This is a genomic window from Pseudoflavitalea sp. G-6-1-2, from assembly GCF_012927185.1.
Taxonomy (GTDB): Bacteria; Bacteroidota; Bacteroidia; order Chitinophagales; family Chitinophagaceae; genus Pseudobacter.
The window spans coordinates 1,043,571-1,066,856 of sequence record NZ_JABBGB010000002.1 but is presented as its reverse complement, the minus strand read 5'-3'; the positions used below and the strand labels follow the sequence as shown (position 1 = coordinate 1,066,856).

13 protein-coding genes are annotated in these 23,286 nt (G+C 46.8%); 6 read left to right on the top strand and 7 right to left on the bottom strand.

Translation table 11 applies throughout. The features are described 5' to 3' along the window. The 6 genes from HHL16_RS13930 to HHL16_RS13905 form a co-directional block, all read right to left on the bottom strand. Window positions 1–3,201 (bottom strand): SusC/RagA family TonB-linked outer membrane protein, encoded by a 3,201-nt coding sequence (locus HHL16_RS13930; RefSeq protein ID WP_169425803.1) that lies wholly within the window; start codon window positions 3,199–3,201, stop codon window positions 1–3. A gap of 361 nt (window positions 3,202–3,562) precedes the next feature. After that, window positions 3,563–4,360: a hypothetical protein gene (locus tag HHL16_RS13925; RefSeq protein ID WP_169425802.1), complete on the bottom strand. Its 798-nt coding sequence runs from the start codon at window positions 4,358–4,360 to the stop codon at window positions 3,563–3,565. Window positions 4,361–4,366: 6 nt separating this feature from the next. Further along, complete coding sequence (locus HHL16_RS13920) at window positions 4,367–5,155, bottom strand: hypothetical protein (RefSeq protein ID WP_169425801.1); 789 nt, start codon at window positions 5,153–5,155, stop codon at window positions 4,367–4,369. A 23-nt stretch (window positions 5,156–5,178) separates the two neighbouring features. Beyond that, a complete protein-coding gene (locus HHL16_RS13915) occupies window positions 5,179–8,571 on the bottom strand; it encodes a TonB-dependent receptor (RefSeq protein ID WP_169425800.1) in 3,393 nt (1,130 codons plus the stop codon). Window positions 8,572–8,763: 192 nt separating this feature from the next. Continuing rightward, entirely contained in the window at window positions 8,764–9,732 is a 969-nt protein-coding gene (locus tag HHL16_RS13910) for a FecR domain-containing protein (protein WP_169425799.1), read from the bottom strand. 172 nt (window positions 9,733–9,904) lie between these two features. Next, window positions 9,905–10,453 (bottom strand): RNA polymerase sigma-70 factor, encoded by a 549-nt coding sequence (locus tag HHL16_RS13905; RefSeq protein WP_169425798.1) that lies wholly within the window; start codon window positions 10,451–10,453, stop codon window positions 9,905–9,907. A 238-nt stretch (window positions 10,454–10,691) separates the two neighbouring features. On the opposite strand from HHL16_RS13905, the gene HHL16_RS13900 reads away from it, so the two are divergent. Continuing rightward, the gene (locus HHL16_RS13900) at window positions 10,692–11,687 is read left to right on the top strand and encodes an NADP-dependent oxidoreductase (protein WP_169425797.1); all 996 of its coding nucleotides are present in this window, start codon (window positions 10,692–10,694) and stop codon (window positions 11,685–11,687) included. An 85-nt stretch (window positions 11,688–11,772) separates the two neighbouring features. Here HHL16_RS13900 and HHL16_RS13895 read toward each other — a convergent pair whose 3' ends face one another. After that, entirely contained in the window at window positions 11,773–12,891 is a 1,119-nt protein-coding gene (locus tag HHL16_RS13895) for a YARHG domain-containing protein (RefSeq protein ID WP_169425796.1), read from the bottom strand. Window positions 12,892–13,078: 187 nt separating this feature from the next. On the opposite strand from HHL16_RS13895, the gene HHL16_RS13890 reads away from it, so the two are divergent. From HHL16_RS13890 to HHL16_RS13870, 5 genes are all read left to right on the top strand, one after another. Beyond that, the gene (locus tag HHL16_RS13890; protein WP_169425795.1) at window positions 13,079–13,684 is read left to right on the top strand and encodes an RNA polymerase sigma-70 factor; all 606 of its coding nucleotides are present in this window, start codon (window positions 13,079–13,081) and stop codon (window positions 13,682–13,684) included. Window positions 13,685–13,769: 85 nt separating this feature from the next. Next, on the top strand, window positions 13,770–14,951 hold the full coding sequence (locus tag HHL16_RS13885) for a FecR family protein (RefSeq protein WP_169425794.1): 1,182 nt from the start codon (window positions 13,770–13,772) through the stop codon (window positions 14,949–14,951). 49 nt (window positions 14,952–15,000) lie between these two features. Continuing rightward, entirely contained in the window at window positions 15,001–18,375 is a 3,375-nt protein-coding gene (locus HHL16_RS13880) for a SusC/RagA family TonB-linked outer membrane protein (protein WP_169425793.1), read from the top strand. 110 nt (window positions 18,376–18,485) lie between these two features. Beyond that, a complete protein-coding gene (locus HHL16_RS13875) occupies window positions 18,486–21,590 on the top strand; it encodes a SusC/RagA family TonB-linked outer membrane protein (RefSeq protein ID WP_169425792.1) in 3,105 nt (1,034 codons plus the stop codon). A gap of 31 nt (window positions 21,591–21,621) precedes the next feature. Continuing rightward, window positions 21,622–23,259 carry a SusD/RagB family nutrient-binding outer membrane lipoprotein gene (locus tag HHL16_RS13870; RefSeq protein ID WP_169425791.1) on the top strand — a complete coding sequence of 546 codons (1,638 nt, stop codon included), beginning with the start codon at window positions 21,622–21,624 and terminating at the stop codon, window positions 23,257–23,259. Window positions 23,260–23,286 lie beyond the last annotated feature (27 nt).

Sequence of the window (23,286 nt, the reverse complement as noted above, 5' to 3'; positions counted from 1 at the left end):
TTAGAGCCCAAGATCAATACCGAATGTGAATTTTTTAGGGATCGGATATCCATCTCCGGTATAAACGCCATATGCATTCACTGCTTCTGCATCGGGAATGCTGGAACGCTGGAATGTAACCAGGTTGTCCACCATTCCATAAATGCGGAGGCGCTTCAGTTTCAGTCTGCTCAATAATCTTGGATGGAAAGTATAACCAACTGTGATGTTCTTCACGCGCAGGTAGCTGCCATCTTCAATATACATGGTGGTTTTATCGAAGAACCGATAAGGTGCCCGTTGATTATTTACGAGTGTAAAAGTTGGAAAGTCCGCTTTGTCTCCGGGTTTTTTCCAGTAGTTGAGTTTGTCTATATCCATCATGGCGCGGTATGCCAGCTGGTTCTCTCCCTGATCGCCTGATTCTTCAAAGAGATAATGCAGGCGGCGGTTAAGGTAGCTGTTCATGATGTCCCTTCCGAATGTGAAGTTGAGGAATACACCGAGTGAGAAACCTTTCCAGGTAAAGGTATTCATTATCCCTCCGTAGTATTTAGGATTGGGATCGCCACCGATGATGTAATCCATCGGTTCCCTGATTTCGAAGTTACCATCCTGATCGATCAGTATGGGGTCGCCTGGATGCAGGTCCCAGCCTGCGATTCCGGTGAGTCTCTTCCCTGTGAGCAGGTTAAATGGTATATCGGATTCCTGTGAATAAATGCCTGCGTATTTGAACACATAGTATTGATTGGCGGGCAATCCTACAGAGAGCAGGTAGTCTTCTCCGAATACCGCCGAATTGGTGTTGAAGATGATATTTCTGCCTCCATTAGGCAGCGCAGTGATCACGTTTTTGTTGAACGAAAAAGTGACATCGGTGTACCACTGAAGGGCGCTTTTGGAAGGCAGGTTTCTGGTGTTCAGCGTAAGCTCGATGCCGGAGTTGCGAAGTCCGATTGCATTGGTCATCGCCTGTGTGTATCCGCTTGCAACAGGCAGCAGATAATTGAAGAAGCCTTTGCTGGTGCTGCGATTGTAAGCATCTGCGATGATCCTTATCCTTCCATCGAAAAACCCGGCTTCAATACCGATATTGCCTTGTTTGGATTCTTCCCACGACAAACTTTTCTGTGCGATACCTTCTTTGTAATCCGGTGTAATTACTGGAACGCCATTATACGAAGTTGCATCGTCGTTGCCATCGAAACGGGCTTTGTTAACGATGTAATTGTTATAGCCGAGGTAGTTTCTTTCCGGCTGAGTACCGGTAACACCATAGCTGCCTCTGAGTTTCAGGAAACTGAGCCATGGAAATCTGTTCTGCATAAATGGTTCATCGGAGATGATCCATCCTGCGGAAACAGAAGGGAAGAAGCCCCAGCGATTCTCTTTTCCGAATTTGGAAGATGCATCGAAGTTGGCTACGGCAGAAAGCAGGTAGCGGCCTTTGAAATCGTAATTGACGCGGCTAAAGATGCTCTGGAGGCCGGTTTCCTGAATGGCAGATTGAGTACGTGAATAGTTCTTGTTGGCCACTATAACCCGCCATACATAATCATTGGGAATCAGGTCTGCTTCGCCAAACACAGATTTGTATTGAGTGTACTCCACGTTCTGCCCTGCAATAACATTGAGGCGATGTTCCCCGAAATTCTGTGTAAAATCGAGGGTGTTGAACATGGTGATGTATTCTCTCTTCGATGAGAAGGACGATGCGATACCCATCTCATTGTCTCTCACCACTGATGGCTGATAATAGTCGCGGTTCGCATTGGTGGTTTCGTAATTCAGTGTGGTATTGAAATGCAGGTTCTTCAGGATGTCTACAATAAATGCAGTGCTCACCTGAAGAGAGTTGTCTATGTTTTTGTCGGTGCGGTTATTGTTGCCTAAGAGATAATCTCTGCTGTTGTCTGTGAGTGCAAAGAAGGAAGAAGGCATCTGATAAGTATCGAAGGCAAAGAATCCTCCTGTGCGTTCATTGGTGCTTCGTGGCCTGTCCTGACGTGCGATTCGGATGCGCGTCATGTTTTGCAGCCAGGGCGTAACTTTTGCACCAATGGTTGCGAGAACGCTGTATCGTTTGTAGCCGGTATTTCTAACGATGCCGTCTTCTTTGTAATGGCCAAGACTGAGTCTGTAATTGATGGCTTCGTTGGATCCGGAGATAGACAGATCGAAGTTGCTTACGATGCCTTGTTTGTAAAACATATTCTGCCAGTCGGTAGCATTGTTGAATGCAGGGTTCAGACTGTCTGTGAGCATCATGGGAAGTGATTCGTTATCATCGTATTTGTTGTACAATTGAATAACGGCCATTTTCATCCGGCGTTCTTCTGCGCCGGCCATGGTTTCCATCAATTCGGGTTTTTGAGTAATGCCGGTGTAGGCATTGAAGTTGATCTCCGGCTTTCCGGTTTTTGCGCGTTTTGTTTTGATGATGATCACACCATTCGAGCCGCGGCTTCCATAGATAGCGGCTGCGGAAGCATCTTTTAAGATATCGATTGACTCAATATCATTGGGGTTGATACCCGCTATCTGATTGGTTTGTGTGCTGTTGTTGTCGTACGCGCCAAAGTCGGTAACGGAAAGTGGAATGCCATCCACCACATACAGCGGCGTACTGAGCGCTCTTGCTTCATCGTATCCGCGCATAACGGACGTATTGCCGCGAACAACGAGTGTGTTGCGGATGCCGGGCTCTCCCGAAGAGTTCTGTACGTTTACGCCACTGACACGTCCCTGCAAAAGCATGTCTACGCTGGGAGCGGGAAGGTTGGCAATCACTTCTCCTTTTACGGTAGCGATGGCTGCCGAACTTTTGCGGCGCGATACTTCCTGATAACCGATCACCACCACATCGGTGAGGGATTTTTTGTCGGATTCCATAGTGACTATCACCGATGTTTTGCCGGCAAAATTTACTTCCTGTGTTACATAACCTACGGTAGAAAATACAAGCATTTTTGAATTCCCTTTCAGTACAAGCGTGAACATTCCGGTGTGGTCGGTAGTGGTGCCATTTGATTTTACTCCTTTCTCCAGTACAGAAACATTGGGGATAGGAGTTCCCAATGAATCTTTTACCATACCCGAAATTTTTTGCTGAGTGGCTGGCTGTGGCTCCTGTGCAATTAGAGGTGGGGAGAAAAGCAGCAGCAATAGCGTGAGTGAGTGCAAAGCATAGAATGCCCTACAGCAGTTTTTTAAACTCATGTGAATTAAGTTTTGGTTGATGAATGTGTTGCCGTTAGTTGCAAAACCGTTATAGCACAAGAAAAAATACGACAAATCCAATTGTTTAAGAAATGTTAAAGCCGGTGAGTAACATTGCACCACCGTTTTCTCAATAATCAAACGGTTGCGCAAGTTTTGCACATTTGAAGGAATATTCCGGTTCGACGCGGGTGCGGTTATATACGCAAGCGATTTGGGTTGATAACCTAACGAACAGTTGTAGATTTTGCTCAACGGGTGATAATCATGTACAGATAATATTGGGGCTGATCTTCGTTCATCAAAACAAAAAAAGCGGAGAACAATTGTCCTCCGCTTTTTTTGAACATCTATTATTAATCTACCACAATCTGTCAGGAGAGAAGAACATGCGAACTCTGCCCAATTGCTCACCGGGTACGATGAAGTAGGGGAGCACCAATCCTTTTTCACCTGCAAGCGGCAAGCTCATTCCACCAGCATCCATCTTACTGAGGTTGGCATCGTCGTTGAATGCCCACTGATCGGTTGTGCCTGTTTTGGTAAAAAGAATTTTTGAAACATTCAGCAGATCTCTTTGGTCGAAACCCGCAGCCGATACATAGTTCACGAATACCCATTTGTTTGGCTGAACGTTCCTGGCTAAATATTCTCTGTACTCCGTTTCACTGTTCGCGTCTTTGCGATAGAAGATAATGTCTACCGCTGCATCCTGTCCGGGTGTGTGAATGTAAAATCCGATTTTGTTGGTTGATGCATCAGCAGCAGGAGGATTGAGTGGCAGCTCCTTGCCATCGATCAATACAAAATTGAAAAATGCTTTTGTTCCTGCTTCCGGCAAGGGTTTGCTGAAGACAACCTTATTGGTGGTTGTATCTGTGAGCGTCAAAGTCTGATTCTTACTGCCAGACAGGAAAGAATGGGTAAAGTTCAGCTCAAGGATTGAATTGGCTTTGGTCAGGTATTTCCCATACGCTACCTCCTTGTCCAGAGCAGTAGTGTCGATAGCTGCCTGTAATACACCCTCTGATCCATTGTAGCCTGTAACCAGTACATGGATTGCTTTTTCGTAGTTGGTGTCTTTTTTATTGCAGGCTGTAAGCATTGATGAGAGCAATGCAATGCTGAACAGTCGTTGTATGATTTGTTTCGTTTTCATTTTGTTTTATAATTCCAGGTTCTTGAAAAAACGCATACTGTTTCCTACCGGAGCTTCGCTGAAAATGTAGATGGTGCTCGAAGCTGCATTTGCTGCTGGTTTGGGCGCGGTAGAAGAAGATACATGCCAGGTATACTCGGTGCCTTCTGTGTAAAATTGATTGGTGCCCGCTTTGCAGATATAGGCCAGGAAGAGAAGTGGGGTTGGTTGCCCGTTGTATGTCTGCCCTGTTAACGAAAAAGGAGTAAGACTGATGGTTTGAGAAAACTCATAAGGCTTCACATTCTTAATTCTGGTGATCTCTTCAAATACTTTGGGTATGAAATAAAACTTCCCCAGTACAATGTCTACCGGCTCTGTGTATTTGGTTACGGTAGGCATGAACATATAAGAGATCTTCAGCTTGCCATCTTCCTTTGCTTCTTTCGCTGGCATGTCTGCTACAATCCCGTTCATGTAAAAGAAACTGATCTTAGTGAGATCGTCTGTTGATTTCAGCTCTCTGTCCAGCACAGATTTTCCGCTTTCTTTTTCTGTGATGCTGAGTTTTACACTTGTTTTGCCGGGGGGGAATGTATAGGCCTCACTCAGATCGAAAGAGCCTGTAGTGAGTGGTGATACGAATTTGAAAGTATCTACTGTTACCAGCAGTTGCGACCCACTGCCATTATAGCCCTGGATGTTGATGGGAAGCATCTTGTTCTTGTACAGAAAATCGTTTGATGTCTTTTTGCAGGCAACCGAAGCCAGCAGCAGCAAGGCTATCGGAAGTGCAAATATTTTATTGAGTGTCATTGTGCTGATTTGTTTGATTGAATTTAGAACGACCATGCTACGGAGATGCTGAACGATGCACCTACTTTGCGGATGAAGGTATCCTTGTCGCCGGTACGGGTCTTTGTTTTTCCGTCGGCTGATAATTCGAATTCACCTTTTTCGTATTTCTGTGAGAAGCCTGGTTTCCACTCGTATACTTCGCTCCAATCGGTAACAGGGATTTCTGAATCACCGAGACCTTTCCATCTGTCCTGATACTTGTAGGTTGTGTAGTTGTTAATGTAGAAACGATATGGATCATTGAGGAGGTTGCTCATGTTCAGTCTTACAGTGAGTTTCTTGTCTTTCAGGAAAGCGTAGCTCAGCTGCGCATCGAGCTGATTGCGTGGACGCTCATATTCCACGATGTTCGGAGACATGCCGGTGGCGAATGTTTTGTACCCCATGTAATTGAAGGCGATATTGGCGCCGAAACGACTGCCATCATATTGCAGTCCCAGGTTGTAGAGAACCGGTACCTGTCCGTAAAGAGGTCTGTTTTCTTTGAGCTGCTTTCTGGTGCGGTATACGTACAGTCTTCCGTATTTATCATCCCCCATCGATTTGCCCACATACTGGCTTGCCTGTACGCTCGATTGTTGCAATGTGAGGTTTCCGTTGAAATAAATATTGTCCAGGAATTTCCATTCGGGTTTTATAAATCCGAGGCTTTTGCGGAGATCGAACTCCCATCCCTGAACCTTTGCCCAGTCTGAGTTCTGAGTAACAACGTAGATGCGGCCTGTGGCATCTGGCATGTTTCTGTAGATCTCAACAGGTTTGTCGAAATATTTGTAGAAGTAACCTGCAGAAATCACTTCACCGGGTTTGGGATACCATTCGAGGCGGAAATCGTAGTGATCGATCACGGTAGATAAAACACCTTCGTTCATACGATAAGCTCCGATACCCGGATCATAACGGATCATGCGCGAGTTCTCGATCAGTGCCGGCCTTACTACCGATTGTGAATAAGCTGCGCGGATATTGAAGTTTTTAAGCGGAGTAATGGTAAGGCTTGCTGAAGGCAGGTAACGCCATGTTTTTTCTTCGCTTTCAGGGCTGGCATTTGCTGTTACGATCCTGCCTGTTTCCGGATCTACAAATCTTTCCTTTTTGCTGCGCTCGATCATCTGGTTGATCACAAGATCATTGGCTCCGCTCTTCAGTCTTTCGTATTTGTAATATTCGGCACGCACTCCCCAAACCAGTCGAAGCCATTTGGTGAATCTGTTGTCGAGCATTCCGTATACTGCCTGATTGGTGTTCTTGCCATCATATCCATTCATGGAGAATTCCGCAGGGAAATAGAACAGATCTTTCAGCGGATCTTTGAAATCGAGAAACTTATTCCATTGCTGCACCGGTACAAACGGATAGATCGATCCGGTGGGTTGAAGTGTTCCGATGGGGAGGATGGTCCAGTCGTACACACCATGACGAACGAGGTACTGGTAACCTGCTTTGATCACCTGCTTTTGTCCCAGCAGATTCAGATTGTAACTGACCGAAGCTTCAGCGCTTTTGTTGGTTTCTTTATAGTAGTACTGTGCTCTGTTGAATGTGCCTGTGCCCGGTTGCGTAGCGCCACTTGGCATTACATTGTACAGTATTTCGTTCAGCGTTTTGCTTGGTCCGAGCCATGCTTCCACTGCATCTTTTTCGAGGTTCTCCAGTTTGTTGCGGGATACATTCCATTCGAAACGAAGCGCTCCGAATGTATGCTCGCCATTGATGCGGTTCTGCAACAGATCTATGAATTTTGGACGATCATATTCGCGGATCGCGGGCAGTGAGCCAAAACCAATTTCGTTGCCAAATCCAATGATGCGCGAAAACTGATTGTTGAATACTCTCGAATAGAAATTGCGTACTGTGATCTTGTGATTTTTGGCACTCCATCCCATGTTGAACAATGCACCCCAGCTGGTGCTGAAGTTGTATTGCTTTGCTGCAGCGCCGTCAATTGGTTCTTCTGTAATTGCGTCGTACGCTGCCTTTCCGGGTTTTTCCCAGTTGCCGCGTTCGAAGATCGGAATATCGTCGATGGATTGTTCGTTGCGGTAGCTGATAGATCCTACAAAACCGAAGCGGCTTTCTTTTATCTGGTAGGTGCGGCCAAGGCTGAACTGATAATTTTGTCCGGGTGCAGTGGTGTATCTGCGTGTTCCCATTCTTTCGAGACCTCCGATCTTTTTGTTCTGCGCTGCAATCATTTCGGGAGTGATGAGCGTTGTGCCTGGGTCCGGAACTGCATTGGGTTTTTGCGGATTGTAGTTTCTTCCGTTGAAGAGCAGCAGGTCTTTCGGAAAGTGATCTCTGATGCCATCGTCAAATCCGAGGTAGTCGTTTTTCCCACGGCCATAACCCAGGAAATCTTTACCGGTGCTGCCATCTACGTATTTTGTTCCGAACCCGAATGTGGTGAAATTCTGGCTGGGTATGGCGAATGTATTCACTTGTACAAGCCCTCCGCCGAAGCCAAAACTCATATCGGGAGTGGATGTTTTTGATACCACCACATTATCGATGAGGTTGCTGGGAATGATATCGAATTCGAAGTCGCGCACCTGCACATCTGTGCTGGGGAGGATGGCGCCATCCATCATGGCAACATTGTATCGTTCTGCAATGCCGCGCACTACCACTCTGCGGTTATCGTTGGTGCTCACGCCCGAAATGCGCTTCAGCGTTTCGCCCACATTCTTGTCGGGGAGCGCTGAAATCTGCTGGCGCGTGATGCCGTTGATGATGCCGGCCTCGTTCTTCTGGCGAACATAGAGTGCATTGATGCTTTCTTTTCTCGCAGATGATTTTACTACCACTCCCGTGAGTGTATTCTTTTCTCTTTTGAGTGTTACGGTCAGATCAAAATTCTGATCATCCTTTACTTCAATATCTGTGATTTGTTTGGTGCCGTAACCTACGTAAGAGATCTCGGCCTGATACGTTCCTTTTGGCATGGGAATGCTGAAAGACCCGTCTGGTCCGCTGTTGAAGCCCCTTGAACCGATGCGGATGGTTACTTCAGATAAGGGATCTCCGGTTTCTTCGTCGATCACTTTTCCGATGATGCGGCCTGGATCTTTCTGGGGAGCTGCTGGTTTTGTTTCCGTAACGGCAGATTTTGTTACTGCGATCATCGAGCCGATTGTTCTGAACTGAACTGCATATCGTTTGCTCAGATCTTTCAGTACATCTTCTGCTGGTTTGTTGTCGGCAGAGACTGAAACCGGACTGATATTCCCAACTTCAGGAGCATACGAAAAATGAAGTGTGCTCAGCTCTTCGATCTTGCCGAGAACGGCTTTGAGCGATTGTGCGTTTACATGAAGGGTAATCTTTGTTGCCTTCGCATCCTGCGCAATGGCTGCTGCCGGGAGAATCGCCAGCATTATCAGCGCCAGCAAAATACAGCTGATACGGTTCGGGTAAAGAAATAGTAATCCCTTTTTACTATTTTCAGTAAAATTGTACATTGCTTTTAATAGTCTTGTTTGATGATAAATTTTTAGAGGCTGTTAATAGGGCGGGAGTACCCCACGTACTTCCGCTTTTCTTTTTAGCTCATATATCGGTTTTAGAGATTACCTGATCCATATTTCATTACCTTGTCTGCGATATTGGATGCCACTGGTGATAGACATTACGGTGAGTACATTGTTCAACTGTTCATGTCTTTGTTTCAGTGTGATCTTTTTATTGCGCAGCGCCGGGTTTTCAAAATGAATGTTCACGCCGTATGCGCGTTCGAGCGCATGGCAGACGCTTTCGAGCGTTTCTTCGTCAAATACCATCCAGCCTGTGCTCCAGGCATTGATATCGTTGATGGCAATTGTTCTCTTTTCAAACCCGCCATTCTGTTTGTGCCAGCTGATCAAATTGCCGGGTGAAATTACCTGCTGTTGACCGGAAGCCATCACGGCTACTTTGCCGGTTGCAACTGCTACATCGATCTCACTGTCGTTTTGGTATGAGCGAACGTTGAATGATGTTCCCAGTACCTGCACGGTTAGATCTGAGGAGTGAATGCTGAATGGCAATTCCGCATTGGGCGCTACATCGAAGAACGCTTCGCCTTCGAGATAAACTTCCCGGTTCTTTGATGCATACGACGATCTGTAACTCAGTTTGCTGTTACTGTTCAGCCAGATCTTTGTGCCGTCTGGCAGGATGAGGTTCTTTTGTTGTTTGGCTTCGGTACTGATGGCTGCCAGCGTTTCTGTTGCGGGTTTATTGCCCTGCCGCAGCAGCAGCCAGCCTGCTGCTGCGATAATGATCACAGATGCTGCAGCTATGCGTTGCATATTGCGCTTAGCCATTGAAACCACGCGTGGTGAGCGATGGTCGATGGTCTCATTGATCTTTGAAAAAAGTGATGATGATTTTTCTTCGGATAAAGGTTCTTGATTGTCGGAGTGGACGTCCATTGCTGTCAGGTCGAGCGCCGCTTTCCATTCTTCTTCATGCCTGCCTCCGGCCAGTACCTTTTCTACCTGCTGCAACTCTTGTGGTGTGCAGCGGTTTTCGAGGTATCTGACCAGGAGGTCCACCATTTCTTTTTGTTGTGGAGTCTGCATTTTTTATTGCTGTAGTGTTTGAGCTTTCCATATATACCAACAGAAGATCACTTACATCTACTCCATTTCAAAAAATATTCAGGAATTGTTTTTGGGTCACGCAAATGCGCGCAGATACTGCGTTACAGAGAATAATGAAGGTGGATGATTAAAGTAACATCAACAATGAACTGAGGCTTCCTCTCACGAATTTGAGTGCCTTTACTATCTGATTGTTCACTGTGCTTTCGCTGATGCGGAGATGAGTGGCCACCTGCATGTACGACAATTCCTCTTCCTTGCAGAGCTGGAAAATATGCCTGCGTTGCGGTGGAAGCTGTTCGATGGCATCTGCAAGCCTGGCGCGGGTTTCCCTGTACTGGTAGCTGTGTTCGGTGGTGTTGGATGCCTGCTCCGCATGTTTCATCATTTCGGCAATGATGGCTTTTTCGCGGTGGTTGCGTTTGATGAAATTCAGCAAATGATTTTTCGCTATCTCAAACAGAAATGGTTGCAACGGACGATCGGCATCGATGAGATGGGATTTGTCCCAGAGCTTTACAAATACATCATGACAAACGTCTTCGGCCAGTTCCGGCGACTTCACCATTTTTAAGATAAACCGGTAAAGGGCGGGATGACTGATCGTATAGATTTCTTCAAATGCAGACCTGTCTTGTTGTTGCAGGCGCATCAGTAAAGATTTGTCTATGATCATTGCTGAGGGATTTGTACTTGGGACGCGGCGAAATTAGAGTTGTAATATTAAGTGAACGTTAAGGATTGATTATTCATAAAAAGGTGTTGATCAGAAAATTTATTCATGCTCCAAGAAAGATATTACTGTTCGAACAATTCATTATGCACTGCTGTTCTTTTGTTTACCACTGCAAATGCTGTGGAATCGATTGTGCAGGCACAGTTGATCAATCATTCAATAATTAATAGCATATAGTATGACCGTTAAACAAATAGTATTGGCTTCAAGGCCCGATGGAGCGCCGGGTCTTCAGCAATTCCGTACAGAAGAAATCGAACTTCCTGCATTGAAAGAAGGCGAAGTATTGCTCAGGCCGCTGTATGTTTCAGTAGATCCCTATATGCGCGGAAGAATGCGCGATGTTGAATCTTACATTCCTCCTTTTCAGGTAGATAAGCCGCTGGAAGGTGGTGTAGTGGCTATTGTAGAAGAAAGCAGATTCGCTGCGCTCAAACCCGGTGACAAAGTTTCCGGCATGTTGCCATGGGCAACGAAATTTATCGCAGAAGGAAGCAAGCTGCAACCCATTGGAGATGTTGATGTGCCGGATAGTTATAATCTGGGCATTCTCGGTACCACAGGGTACACTGCCTATTTTGGTGTGGTGGATATTCTCAAACCGCAGCCCGGACAAACAATAGTGATCTCCGGAGCCGCAGGTGCAGTGGGCGTTATAGCCGGACAAATAGCGAAGCTCCACGGAGCACGCATCATCGGCATTGCAGGCTCCGATGAGAAAAACGAGTTGCTTAAAAAAGAATTCGGTTTCGATGAAGTGATCAATTACAACACAGAGGATATTCCCGCAGCTCTTGCAAGAACCTGTCCTGATGGGATCGATGGTTACCTGGATAACGTGGGAGGCGATATCACCGATGCCGTAGTGGCACGAATGAATATGCAGGGAAAGATTGCCCTGATCGGACAAATAGCCTTGTATAACGCAAAAGAAGAACCGAAAGGGCCGCGCATTCTGTATCCGATTCTGATGAAAGGATTACTCGTTCAGGGCTTCCTGATCAGGCAGCATTATTCCCGCTGGCCGGAGGCAAGGCAGGCCATTGCAAAAATGATCAGCGAAGGAAAATTAAAAAGTAAGGAAACCATCGTTGAAGGTTTTGATGAACTGCCCAATGCATTCCTCGGTTTGTTCAAAGGAAGCAATATCGGAAAGATGATAGTGAAGATCTGATAAAACAATCGCTCATAAAAATAAAGAAGCCTTGCATTGCAGGGCTTCTTCTGTTAACGGAATATTCTTTCTGAATGCACATCTATTAAAGAGTGGACAGCCATTTCTTTTCTTCAGCGGTCAGGTTTTCCAACACCGGCTGATATTGTTCATTTTTTCTGTACCATGGCTGCTTCTCGAAATAGCTTTGCAGTTCGGGCGCTTTGAATATGTACCCTCTTCTTGCAAAGGGAAGATTTTTGAGTATTCTTCTGGAAAGCTCGTCCGCAGGCCTTTTTACAGCATCCTGACTTTCGATGGGATAGGGGAGCCCATCCCGTTTAGAATCGAAAAGATCATCTCCGTTGTTCCATCTGTAGTAATAACCATTATGCTCAACCAGAAGCAATTCTCCGGTAGGTTTGAAATTTTTCTTACTGAAACTAATGGAGCCTTTCTCGATAAAGAATCTGGAAACCGAGTAGTATTTACGATTCTCTCCTTCGCTTTCTACGCGTTCCTGAATGGCTTTTACGTTGCCTTTTAATTCCCACTCATTATACCTCCTGAAAAATGAATTGCTGATATTCAGATCCTGAAAGTCTCCCATATCGATATTCAGTGTAAAATCGTCTATCTGCCTGTTAGCCCATCTCCCAGCCGCAGAAAGTATATAGTTGAGATAATAGTTATCAGTGATGGAGCTCGATAATTCAACGATGTAAGTGTGAACAAGTGTATTCAATCCTTCTTTGAATGCGGCCTTGAAATGGTATACGTAGAAGAATTCGGGATAGTCTGTTTCTTCGGCCATCGCCTGTGCCTGAGCAAGTGTAAGGGATTTGAATTTCCCGTTTTTGTAATACAGGCTATCTTTTACATAAGCCAATTTGTAGGGAATTTCCAGCCCGTTAAGGTTGACGGTGAATTTGCTGATATACGGATGATGTCCGTTCACAGGTGATGGGTCTACATCTCCCGACGGTGTATATGCTTCAAACCCAACTATCAGCTCTTTGCCTTTTCCGGGATTGAAGAATTCATAATTCACTGTGATGGTTGCAAACCGCTCATTGATTCGTTTGATGGTGAGTATTTCCTTCTTCACACTGATATCGGTTTCATATACCGGAATCAGCTGATTACCATTTACGCGATAAGCGCCATCATTTGAAAAACAGGGGAGCGAAGCGAGCAGAAATAGAAAAACGATAAGAGATTTCATGGTCAGGGTTTAAAAGAGAATTGGGGTGTTCAAAATTACAATCGCTCCCGGATTATCCAAGCAGGTATTGACAGTTACTGCCTTATCTCAGTTTTTCTGCCCGAAATAAAAAAAAGCGCTTATTTTAGATTGCTTGTAACACAACCGATTATTAACCCGAAACCTTGCATGCAGCAAAAGCTGGTGAATGCATATTAGTCAACCATATCCCGACAAAGAACTACTGCTGCTGATTGCCGATGGCGATGAACTGGCCTTCAGGCAACTCTTTGAAAGTTATCTTCCAAAGCTGTATCCGCTCATCTTCAAGATCGTAAAGCAGGAAGCAGTGGCTGAAGATATCTTTCAGGAAACCTTTTTGCGGCTCTGGATCTATCGCAATAAACTGCCTGAGATAGAAAATCCCAGGGCATGGATATTCAGAATTGCCTATCATCAGGCATTCACCTGGTTGCGCAAAGATGCCATGCGGCATAAGACCACACAGGCTTTCGGGGAATCAGCTGCTGCAGCCATCAACGCGCAGGAAACAGAACAGGTGCTGAGTTTCAGAAAACTGGAAAGTCTGGTGAAGGAAGCGATCCGCAAAATGCCCGCTCAACAACGGCGGGTGTACCTGCTGAGCAGGGAACGTGGACTGAAAACCGATGAGATCGCCCGCGAAATGAACCTGTCTGTACAATCCGTCAAAAATACAATGGTAAGAGCCCTCAAAACAATCGAAGGGTATCTGAACAATGCCGGTGTGAAGCCCAAGCTGATACTGGCGCTGATGGCATTGCTGGCACAATAATAAATTTCCGGCAGCATAGGTACCAGTGCTGTTCCGGTTAGTCAGTTGTAATTTACGCAGGTACCGAAAACTCAATAGCATCATTTTGAACAAGGAAGAACGCATATCATTATTGCTGAAGAAGATGGATGAGCAGACCATTTCCGAGGCAGAACTGGAAGAGCTTACCGCCGTTCTGGGCGAAAGCGATGCCGCGGAAACGCTGATCACCAGCCAGCTGCAATCCGGCAGTGCGGATACCCCATTGCCTTCGCAGCAGCGTCAGCAGCAGATGATGGCGGAGATACTGTCGGCCGACAGATTACCTGAAGACCAAACCACTGCCACACGCGGAACGCTGATAAGCCTTTACAAAAAGATAGCCGTTGCGGCCGCCATTCTGATAATTGCAGGGGTAAGTTTCTGGCTTATGCGGAAATCCACTTCCTCTAAAAATACTACCGATATCGTTTCCGTTCAGCAACACGATAAAGAACCCGGTACCGACATCGCCACACTTACATTGGCTGATGGTACGGTGATTCCGCTCGACAGCGCCACCCAGGGCAAGATTGCATTGCAGGGAAAAACTGCCGTAACCTGCCTCAATCGCGGTGAGCTGAAATACAGCAGTGCCGGGCAGTCCGACACCGGTACTTATTTCAACACTGTTCGCGTTCCCAGAGGAGGTACCTATGTGCTGGTGCTGGCCGATGGCACGAGAGTTTGGCTCAATGCTGCTTCCTCATTGAAATATCCGGCAGACTTTACCGGCAACTTCAGAGAGGTGGAACTCACGGGCGAAGGATATTTTGAGGTCACCGAAAATGCAGCCAAACCTTTTATGGTACAATCCGGCAATCTGAAAATACAGGTGCTGGGTACAAGTTTCAATCTGAACACCTACGAAGAGGAGGCAGTCGCAAAAGCAAGCCTCATCGACGGTTCCGTGAAAGTGATTACCGGAACCGGGTCTGCCATTCTGAAACCCGGACAGCAGGCCAGCATTTCCAGATCCACTCAGAATATCTCCGTTGGCAACTTCGATACCGAAGAAGTGATCGCCTGGAAAAACGGATTCTTCCAGTTCAATAAAATTGATGAATCTTACCTGCGCCAGCTCTCCCGTTGGTACGACGTTGATCTTCAGTTCGAAGCTCCGGTGAAATCCAATGAGTTCAATGGCAGAATCACCCGCCAGACAAAACTCAGCAGCATTGTGGACGCCTTTAATATCAGCGGAATCCCATGCAGGATAGAGAAAAATAAATTGGTTATCTTACCTTAGTATCCGAACTTTTTTTCACCGGTTCATTTTTCAGTCAACTGCTTGCTGCATGCGATTTGCTGTTCCATTACTGCTGCTGATAGTATTTGTGTTTGTATGCCCCTCCTTAAAAGCGCAAAGGGTAAGTATTGCCCATTCCAATATATCGCTCAGAAAAGTATTCAATGCCGTTCAGCAACAGACCGGTTTTTCCATTCTCTACGATAACCGCCTCATCAAACGTGCGCCGGATATCAGCATCAGCATGCACGATGCAGACCTGAAAGAAGTGCTCGACTTCTGTCTCAAAGGCCTTCCGCTTACCTATGTGATCACCGACAAAATAATAGTGATCAAAGAAAAAGAACCCGAACCGGAGCAGCCTGAAAACAATTGCACCATCAAAGGATTTGTGTACGACGAAGATGGCCATCCGCTGGAAGGCGCATCGGTACTGATAAAACAAGGAAAGAAAGGAGTTGCTTCCGGCGTCGGTGGCAGTTTTGAAATAGACAGGATGGGTTGCGGAGAAGTAACCGTGGTGGCATCTGTTGTAGGATATGTTGCCGAAGAAAAGAAATTCAATGCAGCAACTGCCGGTAGTGAATTGATCTTCCGGTTGCAAAAAAACAGTAACAATCTCTCCGAGATCACCATCACTGCTCTTGGTATCAGCCGCAAGGCGAGATCACTTACCTACAGCACGCAATCTATCGGCAGGCAGGAGCTCAACACTGTAAAAAATACCAATGTCGTTAACAGTCTCAATGGTAAAGTGGCTGGAGTGCAGATCAACCGTACATCAGGCGGAGTAGGCGGTTCTGTACGTGTGGTGATCCGCGGCGATAAATCAACCCGCAACAGTCAACCGCTCTATGTGATCGATGGCATGCCGATCATCAATCCCATCGGTGGACCCGATGCCGGGTTGTACAATGCCGGTCCGGATGCAGGCGACATCATCAGTACCGTAAACCCCGATGATATTGAAAGTGTGAATGTGCTGAAAGGCGCTTCAGCTTCAGCGCTGTACGGAAGTCAGGGCAGCAACGGCGTTATTCTCATTACCACCAGAAAGGGCAAGAACGGCACCAGCCGCGTTGATTTTTCGAGCAATGCGAGTGTAGATCAGGTGTCGGTTTTGCCTAAGCTTCAGTACGATTATGCGCAGTCTACTCCTGCAACTGCCACCAGTCCGGGCAGTGAAGACAGCTGGGGTGCAAAAACAGCTACACAGCCCGGCCGCAATTATCTGAAAGATTTTTTTCAGACGGGTTTTACCTTCATCAACAGCGTTGGCATTACTTCGGGCAATGAGCGGTCTTCCAATTATTTTTCTTATTCGAATACGGAGAATAAAGGCATTCTGCCAACCAGTACATTCCGCCAGCATACACTAAGTTTCAGGCAAACCAGCAAACTGATTGGCGATAAACTTACAGTTGAAGCCAGTGCCCTCGGTTCACTTCAGCGGGCGCATAACAGACTTACGCCGGGTGTGTACTTCAATCCGTTGACGGGTCTCTATCTTTTCCCACGCGGACTCGATTTCGATAGCTACAAAAACTTTGAATATTTTTCTCCATCCCGCTACCTGAATGCGCAGCGCTGGTGGAATATCGATCACGATAAAGACCTGGTGAATGGTGGATGGGGTGGACAGGATTACCAGCAGAATCCTTACTGGGTGCTGCAAAGAAATCCGGTGGACAATCACAATCAGAATGTATACGCATCAGCTGCTTTGAAATATCAGGCCAATAGCTGGCTCTCGGTGCAGGCCAGAGGAAATCTCAACAACTTTATCGTGGAGTATGAGCGACATCTCTTTGCCACAACGCAGGCCACATTGAGCAGCCCGAACGGCATGCTCCGGAAAGTGCGCGCAGAGAATACTACCTATTACGGAGACATGATATTGCTTGGCGAAAGAGCGCTGAATAAAGATCTCACCGCAGGTTTCACGGCGGGTGCATCGATACAGCATCAGACAGGTAAATCCAGTTTCATCAACGGTTCTCCTTCTGTTGCCAATGTGTTTCTCGAATCGGCCATCGATCGCAATAACAGTGCATTCGATATCCGGAATGGAGCGGTGAGCAGACAGATACAATCCCTGTTTGCGAACGTTCAGCTGAACTATAAGAACAAGCTCTTCCTCGATCTCGCAGATCGCAACGACTGGTCGTCTACACTAGCTTTTACGCCCACTAAGCGAAAAGGATACAATTATTATTCTATAGGTGCAGGAGCGGTTTTGAGTGAACTGATAGAACTGCCTTCGCTGATCAGCTTTGCCAAACTGCGCGCATCGTATGCCATTGTAGGAAATGATATTGCGCCATTCAGTACCAAACCGCTGAACATCTTCGGCAATGGAGGAACGGTGATTCCGCCAACCAGTTCCACCATCACTATTCCGGGATACTACCTCAAACCGGAAAAGAACAGGTCCATCGAGTTGGGCGCACAGATAATGCTGCGCGACGGATGGATGAGTTTCGATTTCACCTGGTACAAGTCGAATATCATCAATCAGTATTTCAAAAGGGTAACAGTGCCGCCGGGGCTTGGAACCGGAGGGTATGCCGATATCAATGCAGGCAATATCCAGAATACAGGCTTTGAAGCGATCATGAACTGGAAACCCTTCAGCAGCAAGCGTTTCAGCTGGCAAACCACTTTCAATGTTTCTTCCAATCAAAATAAAATAGTAGAACTCTTCAACACGGGGTTTATCTCTTCTCCTGAGGATCAGTATTATATTTTGTATCAGGGAACAGACAACTTCGAGGGAGTACTGAAAAAAGGCGGCGCCTACGGCGATCTCTATGGAAGAAAGCTGCGACGCGACGAAAAAGGATCTGTTGTGGTGAATCCGGTTAACGGCGTGCCCTACACAGTGGACAATGCTTATCTCGGCAATCCCAATCCTAAACTGATTGTGGGCTGGAAGAACGTTTTTACCATGAAACGTTTTACTTTCAGCTTTCTCATCGACGGAAAATTCGGGGGCAAAGTGCTGAGTAAAACCGAAGGTTATCTCGATCAGATGGGCGTGAGCGAAAAGTCCGCTGCCAATAACCGGATGGTGATGCTGAACGATCTCGTAGACATCAATGGTGCACCTTACACAAACCCCGTGGATGCAAAAACTTTCTATCAGACAATCGGTGGCAAAGGGCCGGTTGATGAAATGTATCTGCACGATGCTACTGCCGTCCGCCTACGGGAGTGCTACTTCGCCTATGCAATTTCTCCTGACAATAAACTGCTTAAAGAACTGTCGTTCGGAGTCACCGGCAGCAATCTTCTTTTCTTTTATCTCAAAGCGCCTTACGACCCGGAACAGGTGGCTGGTGTTAACCCCAACGGAGTAGGGGTGGATACCTTCGGCATGCCTGCTTTCCGGAGTATCGGGCTGTTTTTCAAGTGTTCGTTCTGATGCTGTAAAAAAATATTTTAAGCGGGATAGGTACCAACCTGTCTGGCATGAGTCTTTTCAGTTGCCTGATTATTAACCAACACGTAATAACTGTTTAAAGACGATTGCTTATGACAAAACTATTACTGACTGTTCTTTGTGCATTTGCCAGTCTATGCGCTGCAGCACAGGGACGGACCCTCAAAGGCAGGGTTCTCAACAACGAAGGAAAGGGGATTCCTGCGGCCAGCGTTAAGATCAACAACGCTACCGGAGGCACATCAACCGACAATGATGGCCGGTTCTCTCTCCCGGTTCAGGATGGCAAGGTATCCATTACCGTTAGTGCCATCGGTTATACTCCACAAACTATTGAAGTATCGGCTACTGAAACATCCGTGGATGTGGCGCTGGTAACCGATCCCAGAAGTCTGGATGCCGTTGTGGTAACAGCGTTGGGTATCGGCAGAAAGCAGCGTACTCTTACGTACAGCACGCAAAGCGTGAACACGCAGGAGCTCACTACCGTAAAGAACACCAACGTAGTGAACAGCCTGGCCGGTAAGATCGCAGGTGTGCAGGTGAACCGCACATCAGGCGGCCCCGGTGGTTCCGTTCGTGTGGTGATCCGTGGTGATAAATCTACCCGCAACAGCCAGCCCCTCTATGTGATAGATGGTATGCCTATTCTGAATCCCATCGGTGGACCAGATCCCGGACTGTACAACAATATGCCCGATCCCGGTGATATCATGAGCTCGCTCAACCCCGAAGATATCGAGAGCATCAACGTACTGAAAGGTGCCTCCGCATCTGCGTTGTACGGAAGCCAGGGCAGTAACGGTGTGGTACTGATCACCACCAAAAAAGGAAAATCAGGAACCAGCAAAGTAGATTTCAGCAGCAGCGTAACGATGGATCGTGCATCCATTCTTCCGAAGCTGCAGACTGAATATCTTCAGAAGACTCCGGGAACGGATGTTACCACTGGTTCTGAATCGAGCTGGGGTGCCAAAGGCGATTCAAAACTGAGCAAAGATTATGTGAAAGACTTCTTTCAAACAGGGGTTACTTACATCAACAGCATCAGCCTTACTTCCGGCAACGAGCGTTCTTCCAACTATCTTTCTTATTCGAATACAACCAACAAAGGCATTCTGCCAACGAGCACATTTGGTCAGCATACACTGAGTTTCCGCCAGACCAACAAACTGCTGAACGATAAGCTTATACTCGAAGCTACCTTCCTCGGAAGCATTCAGAAAGCACATAACAGACTGAACCCAGGGGTGTATTTCAATCCGCTCACCGGTCTCTATCTGATTCCGCGCGGACAGGATTACAACTCTTTCAAGAACTTTGAATATTTCTCCGACAGCCGTTACCTGATGGCACAGCGCTGGTGGAATATCAACTGGGAAAAACAGCAATCCACCGGTGCAGATGCATGGGCCGGACAGGATTACCAGCAGAACCCTTTCTGGGTGTTGCACCGCAATCCGGTTGACAACAAAATTCAGAATGTGTATGCATCTCTTTCACTCAAGTATCTGCTGAACAGCTGGCTCAGCATTCAGGCAAGAGGGAACTACAGCAAGTTCCTCACGGATTACGAACGTGATATTTACGCTACAACGCAGGCTACGCTTGCGTATCCGAATGGTACACTCAGAACCAGAAGAGGAACCAATACAGCGCTCTATGGCGATGTGTTGTTACTCGGTGAAAGAAAAGTATCTCAGGATCTGAACATCGGTTTCACGCTGGGTACCTCCATTCAGGATCAGCGCGACCGCGTGCTCGAAATAAACGGTACACCTTCTGTGCCCAATGTATTTCTTGAATCAGCGCTCGATCGGACTCATACTTCTTTCAACATCCTGAATACGCCTGCTATCAGCCGTCAGGTACAGTCGATCTTCGGAAGTGTGCAGTTGAACTGGCAGAATAAATTCTTCCTCGATCTGAGTGATCGTAACGACTGGTCTTCAACACTCGCATTCACCTCGGCAAAGAAAAAAGGATACAACTATTATTCAGTAGGTGCAGGCGCTGTGCTGAGTGAGATCTTCAACATGCCTGCTTCGGTGAACTTCGCCAAAGTGCGCGCTTCATATGCTGTAGTGGGTAACGATATCGGAGCATTCTTTACGCAGCCGCTGTATACTTTCCAGAATGGCGGAACATCCGTTCCTCCTGTAAGTATTCCTTCTGCAAACCCAGCACTTGAACTGAAACCAGAGAAGAACAAATCGCTGGAGATTGGAACCCAGTGGAGTTTCCTCGATAACAAACTCTCCTTCGATTTCACCTGGTATCGTTCCAGAGTGTACAATCAGTTCTTCACTGCTGTATCTATTCCAGGCGAGGCGAACTCTGCTGTGGATGTGAATGCAGGCCTCATCCAGAATACCGGTTTTGAAGTTTCTGTTACTGCCAAACCTGTGAGCACCAGGGATTTCAGCTGGACAACCACCATCAATGCATCAGCCAACAAAAACAAAATTGTTGAAGTATTGCCATCGCTGGTGAAAGATGCAGCAACTGCCAAATACGGTATGCAATTCAGCGGCGGATACACCAAACTTAAACAAGGCGGCTCTTTCGGAGACCTGTATGGTCGTACTTTCAGAACCGACGGAAACGGTAATGTGGTGTACGACAAGGCAACAGGTTTACCTGATTACGCTATCGATAGCCTCATTGGAAATCCTGCCCCCAAATTCATGCTGGGATGGAGTAATAGTATTAACTTCAAAAACTTTACACTCAGTTTCCTGATCGACGGAAAATTCGGTGGAAAAGTGCTGAGCATCACAGAAGGTTATCTCGATCAGATGGGTGTTAGCCAACGCACAGCTGATGTAAGAAATGCAGGAGGCAAAGTGAAAGTAAGTGGGGTGGATCAGGAAGGAAAACCTTTCAGTGCAGATGTGGATGCTGAAAAGTACTACACATCCATTGGTGGCAAAACACCTGCCGGCGCTGCCTATTCTTACAGTGCAACAGCTATTCGCATGCGCGAGATCTCTATTTCTTACAAACTGCCTATTAAAGGAAATGTGATAAAAGATATGAGGGTTGGATTGATTGGCAATAACCTGTTCTTCTTCAAGCGCGACGCACCATTCGATCCTGAACAGGTGGCTGGTGTAAATGCAGGCGGTACAGGTATCGATGCATTTGGTTTCCCTGCTACCCGCAGCTTTGGTATCAACCTCAAATGCACCTTCTAACCCCATTCTGAAACATTACAATTGAAGCAAGATGAAAATCAATCATAAAAAATCGATCATTGCGCTTAGCTGCCTGGTGATGCTGGGCACAGGGTGCACCAAAAGATTCGATACCATCAATACCAATCCGGCTGGTGTTACAGACGATGTGTTTCTGTCCGACTTCCAGTCTGTTGTGATGCCATTGAAAAATGCACAGCGCAGCCTGGTTTGCTGGGAGCACTGGCGCTATCAGCTGCAGCAAAACCTCAATGCAGATATTTACAGCGGATATATGATGACGCCCACGCCATTCAATGGCAACAACAATAACAGCAACTATTTTATGATGGATGGCTGGAATGAGTGGGTGCTCAATATCGCTTTCGATGGTGTGATGCAATCCACCTTCGACTATTTCAAAAATGCACCGAAATATAAAACGGCCGATCTGAGCGATGCCGATGCGATGGCCAAGATTCTCAACGTTATCGAAATGCATCGTGTGTCTGATATTTTCGGTCCGGTTATCTACACGAAGTTTGCCAAACCAAATGCAGATCTCACCGTCGATTACGATTCTCAGAAAGATGCATACAATGCGTTTTTCGCAGACCTGGATTATGCAGCAGACAAACTGAAGCCTTATGTGGCAGGCACCAAAACAGCGAGCCCTGCTTTCAAAAGCGCCGACCTCGTGTATGGTGGCGATCCCAAAAAATGGAACAAGCTGGTGAATACGCTTCGCCTGAGACTGGCGCTGCGCATCAAATATGCAGATCTTGCCACTGCAAAAACGCAGGGTGAGAAAGCGCTCAATCCTGCCAATGGCGGATTGCTCACTGCGGTGGCTGACAATGCACTGGTAGATTATAAAACTGAAAGCCCCATTGGTGTAATCATCAACAGCTGGGGTGATATCAGATCGGGTGCGCCGCTGGCATCATTGATGAACGGATACAATGATCCGCGTATCGGCAACTATATGACCAAAGCAACTGATCCTGCAGTGAATGGTCAGTACATCGGTATCCGCAATGGCGTTGACATCGATGGAAAAGACAGGTACTCTGGTTATTCCAAACCACTGGGAAAATCTTCTGCTACTGATTATTTCAATCCGCAGAGCGGAAAGGCTAAACTGGCATCTGCTGCGGAAGCGGCTTTCCTGAAAGCCGAAGCTGCACTCGAAGGCTGGGCCAATGCCGGTGACATAAAAGACAATTATGAAATGGGCATCGATCTTTCTTTTGAAGAGTGGGGAGCGGGTTCTGCTGCCGCCTACAAATCGGATGATGTAAGCAAGGCAGCGCCTTATGTTGATCCCAAATCGAAAGTAGCGGGCGCCAACAACGTACCGGCGGGCAATGCCAACCTGAGCACCATTACCATCAAGTGGGATGGCGCTGCCGGTAAAGATGTTAAGCTCGAAAGGATCATTACACAAAAATGGATTGCACTCTATCCCGATGGACAGGAAGCCTGGACCGAATTCCGCAGAACAGGTTTTCCCAAACTGTTCCCTGTTGTGCTGAACAACAGTGCAGGAGCCATTCCCGGATTCATTCAACGTCTACCCATCCCTTCAAAATATGTGAGCAGCAATACAGGCGGCTATCAGCGTGCCATTGCTACTCTGGGCGGACCGGATAACGGAGGAACAAAACTTTGGTGGAACAAAAAACCATAATGATTTACGTCCCCAGTCGATAAGCAA

Coding starts and splice junctions, on each gene's coding strand:
- HHL16_RS13895 (WP_169425796.1), bottom strand. CDS start 12,891: ATGAAATCTCTTATCGTTTTTCTATTTCTGCTCGCTTCGCTCCCCTGT.
- HHL16_RS13930 (WP_169425803.1), bottom strand. CDS start 3,201: ATGAGTTTAAAAAACTGCTGTAGGGCATTCTATGCTTTGCACTCACTC.
- HHL16_RS13900 (WP_169425797.1), top strand. CDS start 10,692: ATGACCGTTAAACAAATAGTATTGGCTTCAAGGCCCGATGGAGCGCCG.
- HHL16_RS13915 (WP_169425800.1), bottom strand. CDS start 8,571: ATGCTGGCGATTCTCCCGGCAGCAGCCATTGCGCAGGATGCGAAGGCA.
- HHL16_RS13880 (WP_169425793.1), top strand. CDS start 15,001: ATGCGATTTGCTGTTCCATTACTGCTGCTGATAGTATTTGTGTTTGTA.
- HHL16_RS13910 (WP_169425799.1), bottom strand. CDS start 9,732: ATGGTGGACCTCCTGGTCAGATACCTCGAAAACCGCTGCACACCACAA.
- HHL16_RS13890 (WP_169425795.1), top strand. CDS start 13,079: ATGCATATTAGTCAACCATATCCCGACAAAGAACTACTGCTGCTGATT.
- HHL16_RS13875 (WP_169425792.1), top strand. CDS start 18,486: ATGACAAAACTATTACTGACTGTTCTTTGTGCATTTGCCAGTCTATGC.
- HHL16_RS13870 (WP_169425791.1), top strand. CDS start 21,622: ATGAAAATCAATCATAAAAAATCGATCATTGCGCTTAGCTGCCTGGTG.
- HHL16_RS13920 (WP_169425801.1), bottom strand. CDS start 5,155: ATGACACTCAATAAAATATTTGCACTTCCGATAGCCTTGCTGCTGCTG.
- HHL16_RS13905 (WP_169425798.1), bottom strand. CDS start 10,453: ATGATCATAGACAAATCTTTACTGATGCGCCTGCAACAACAAGACAGG.
- HHL16_RS13925 (WP_169425802.1), bottom strand. CDS start 4,360: ATGAAAACGAAACAAATCATACAACGACTGTTCAGCATTGCATTGCTC.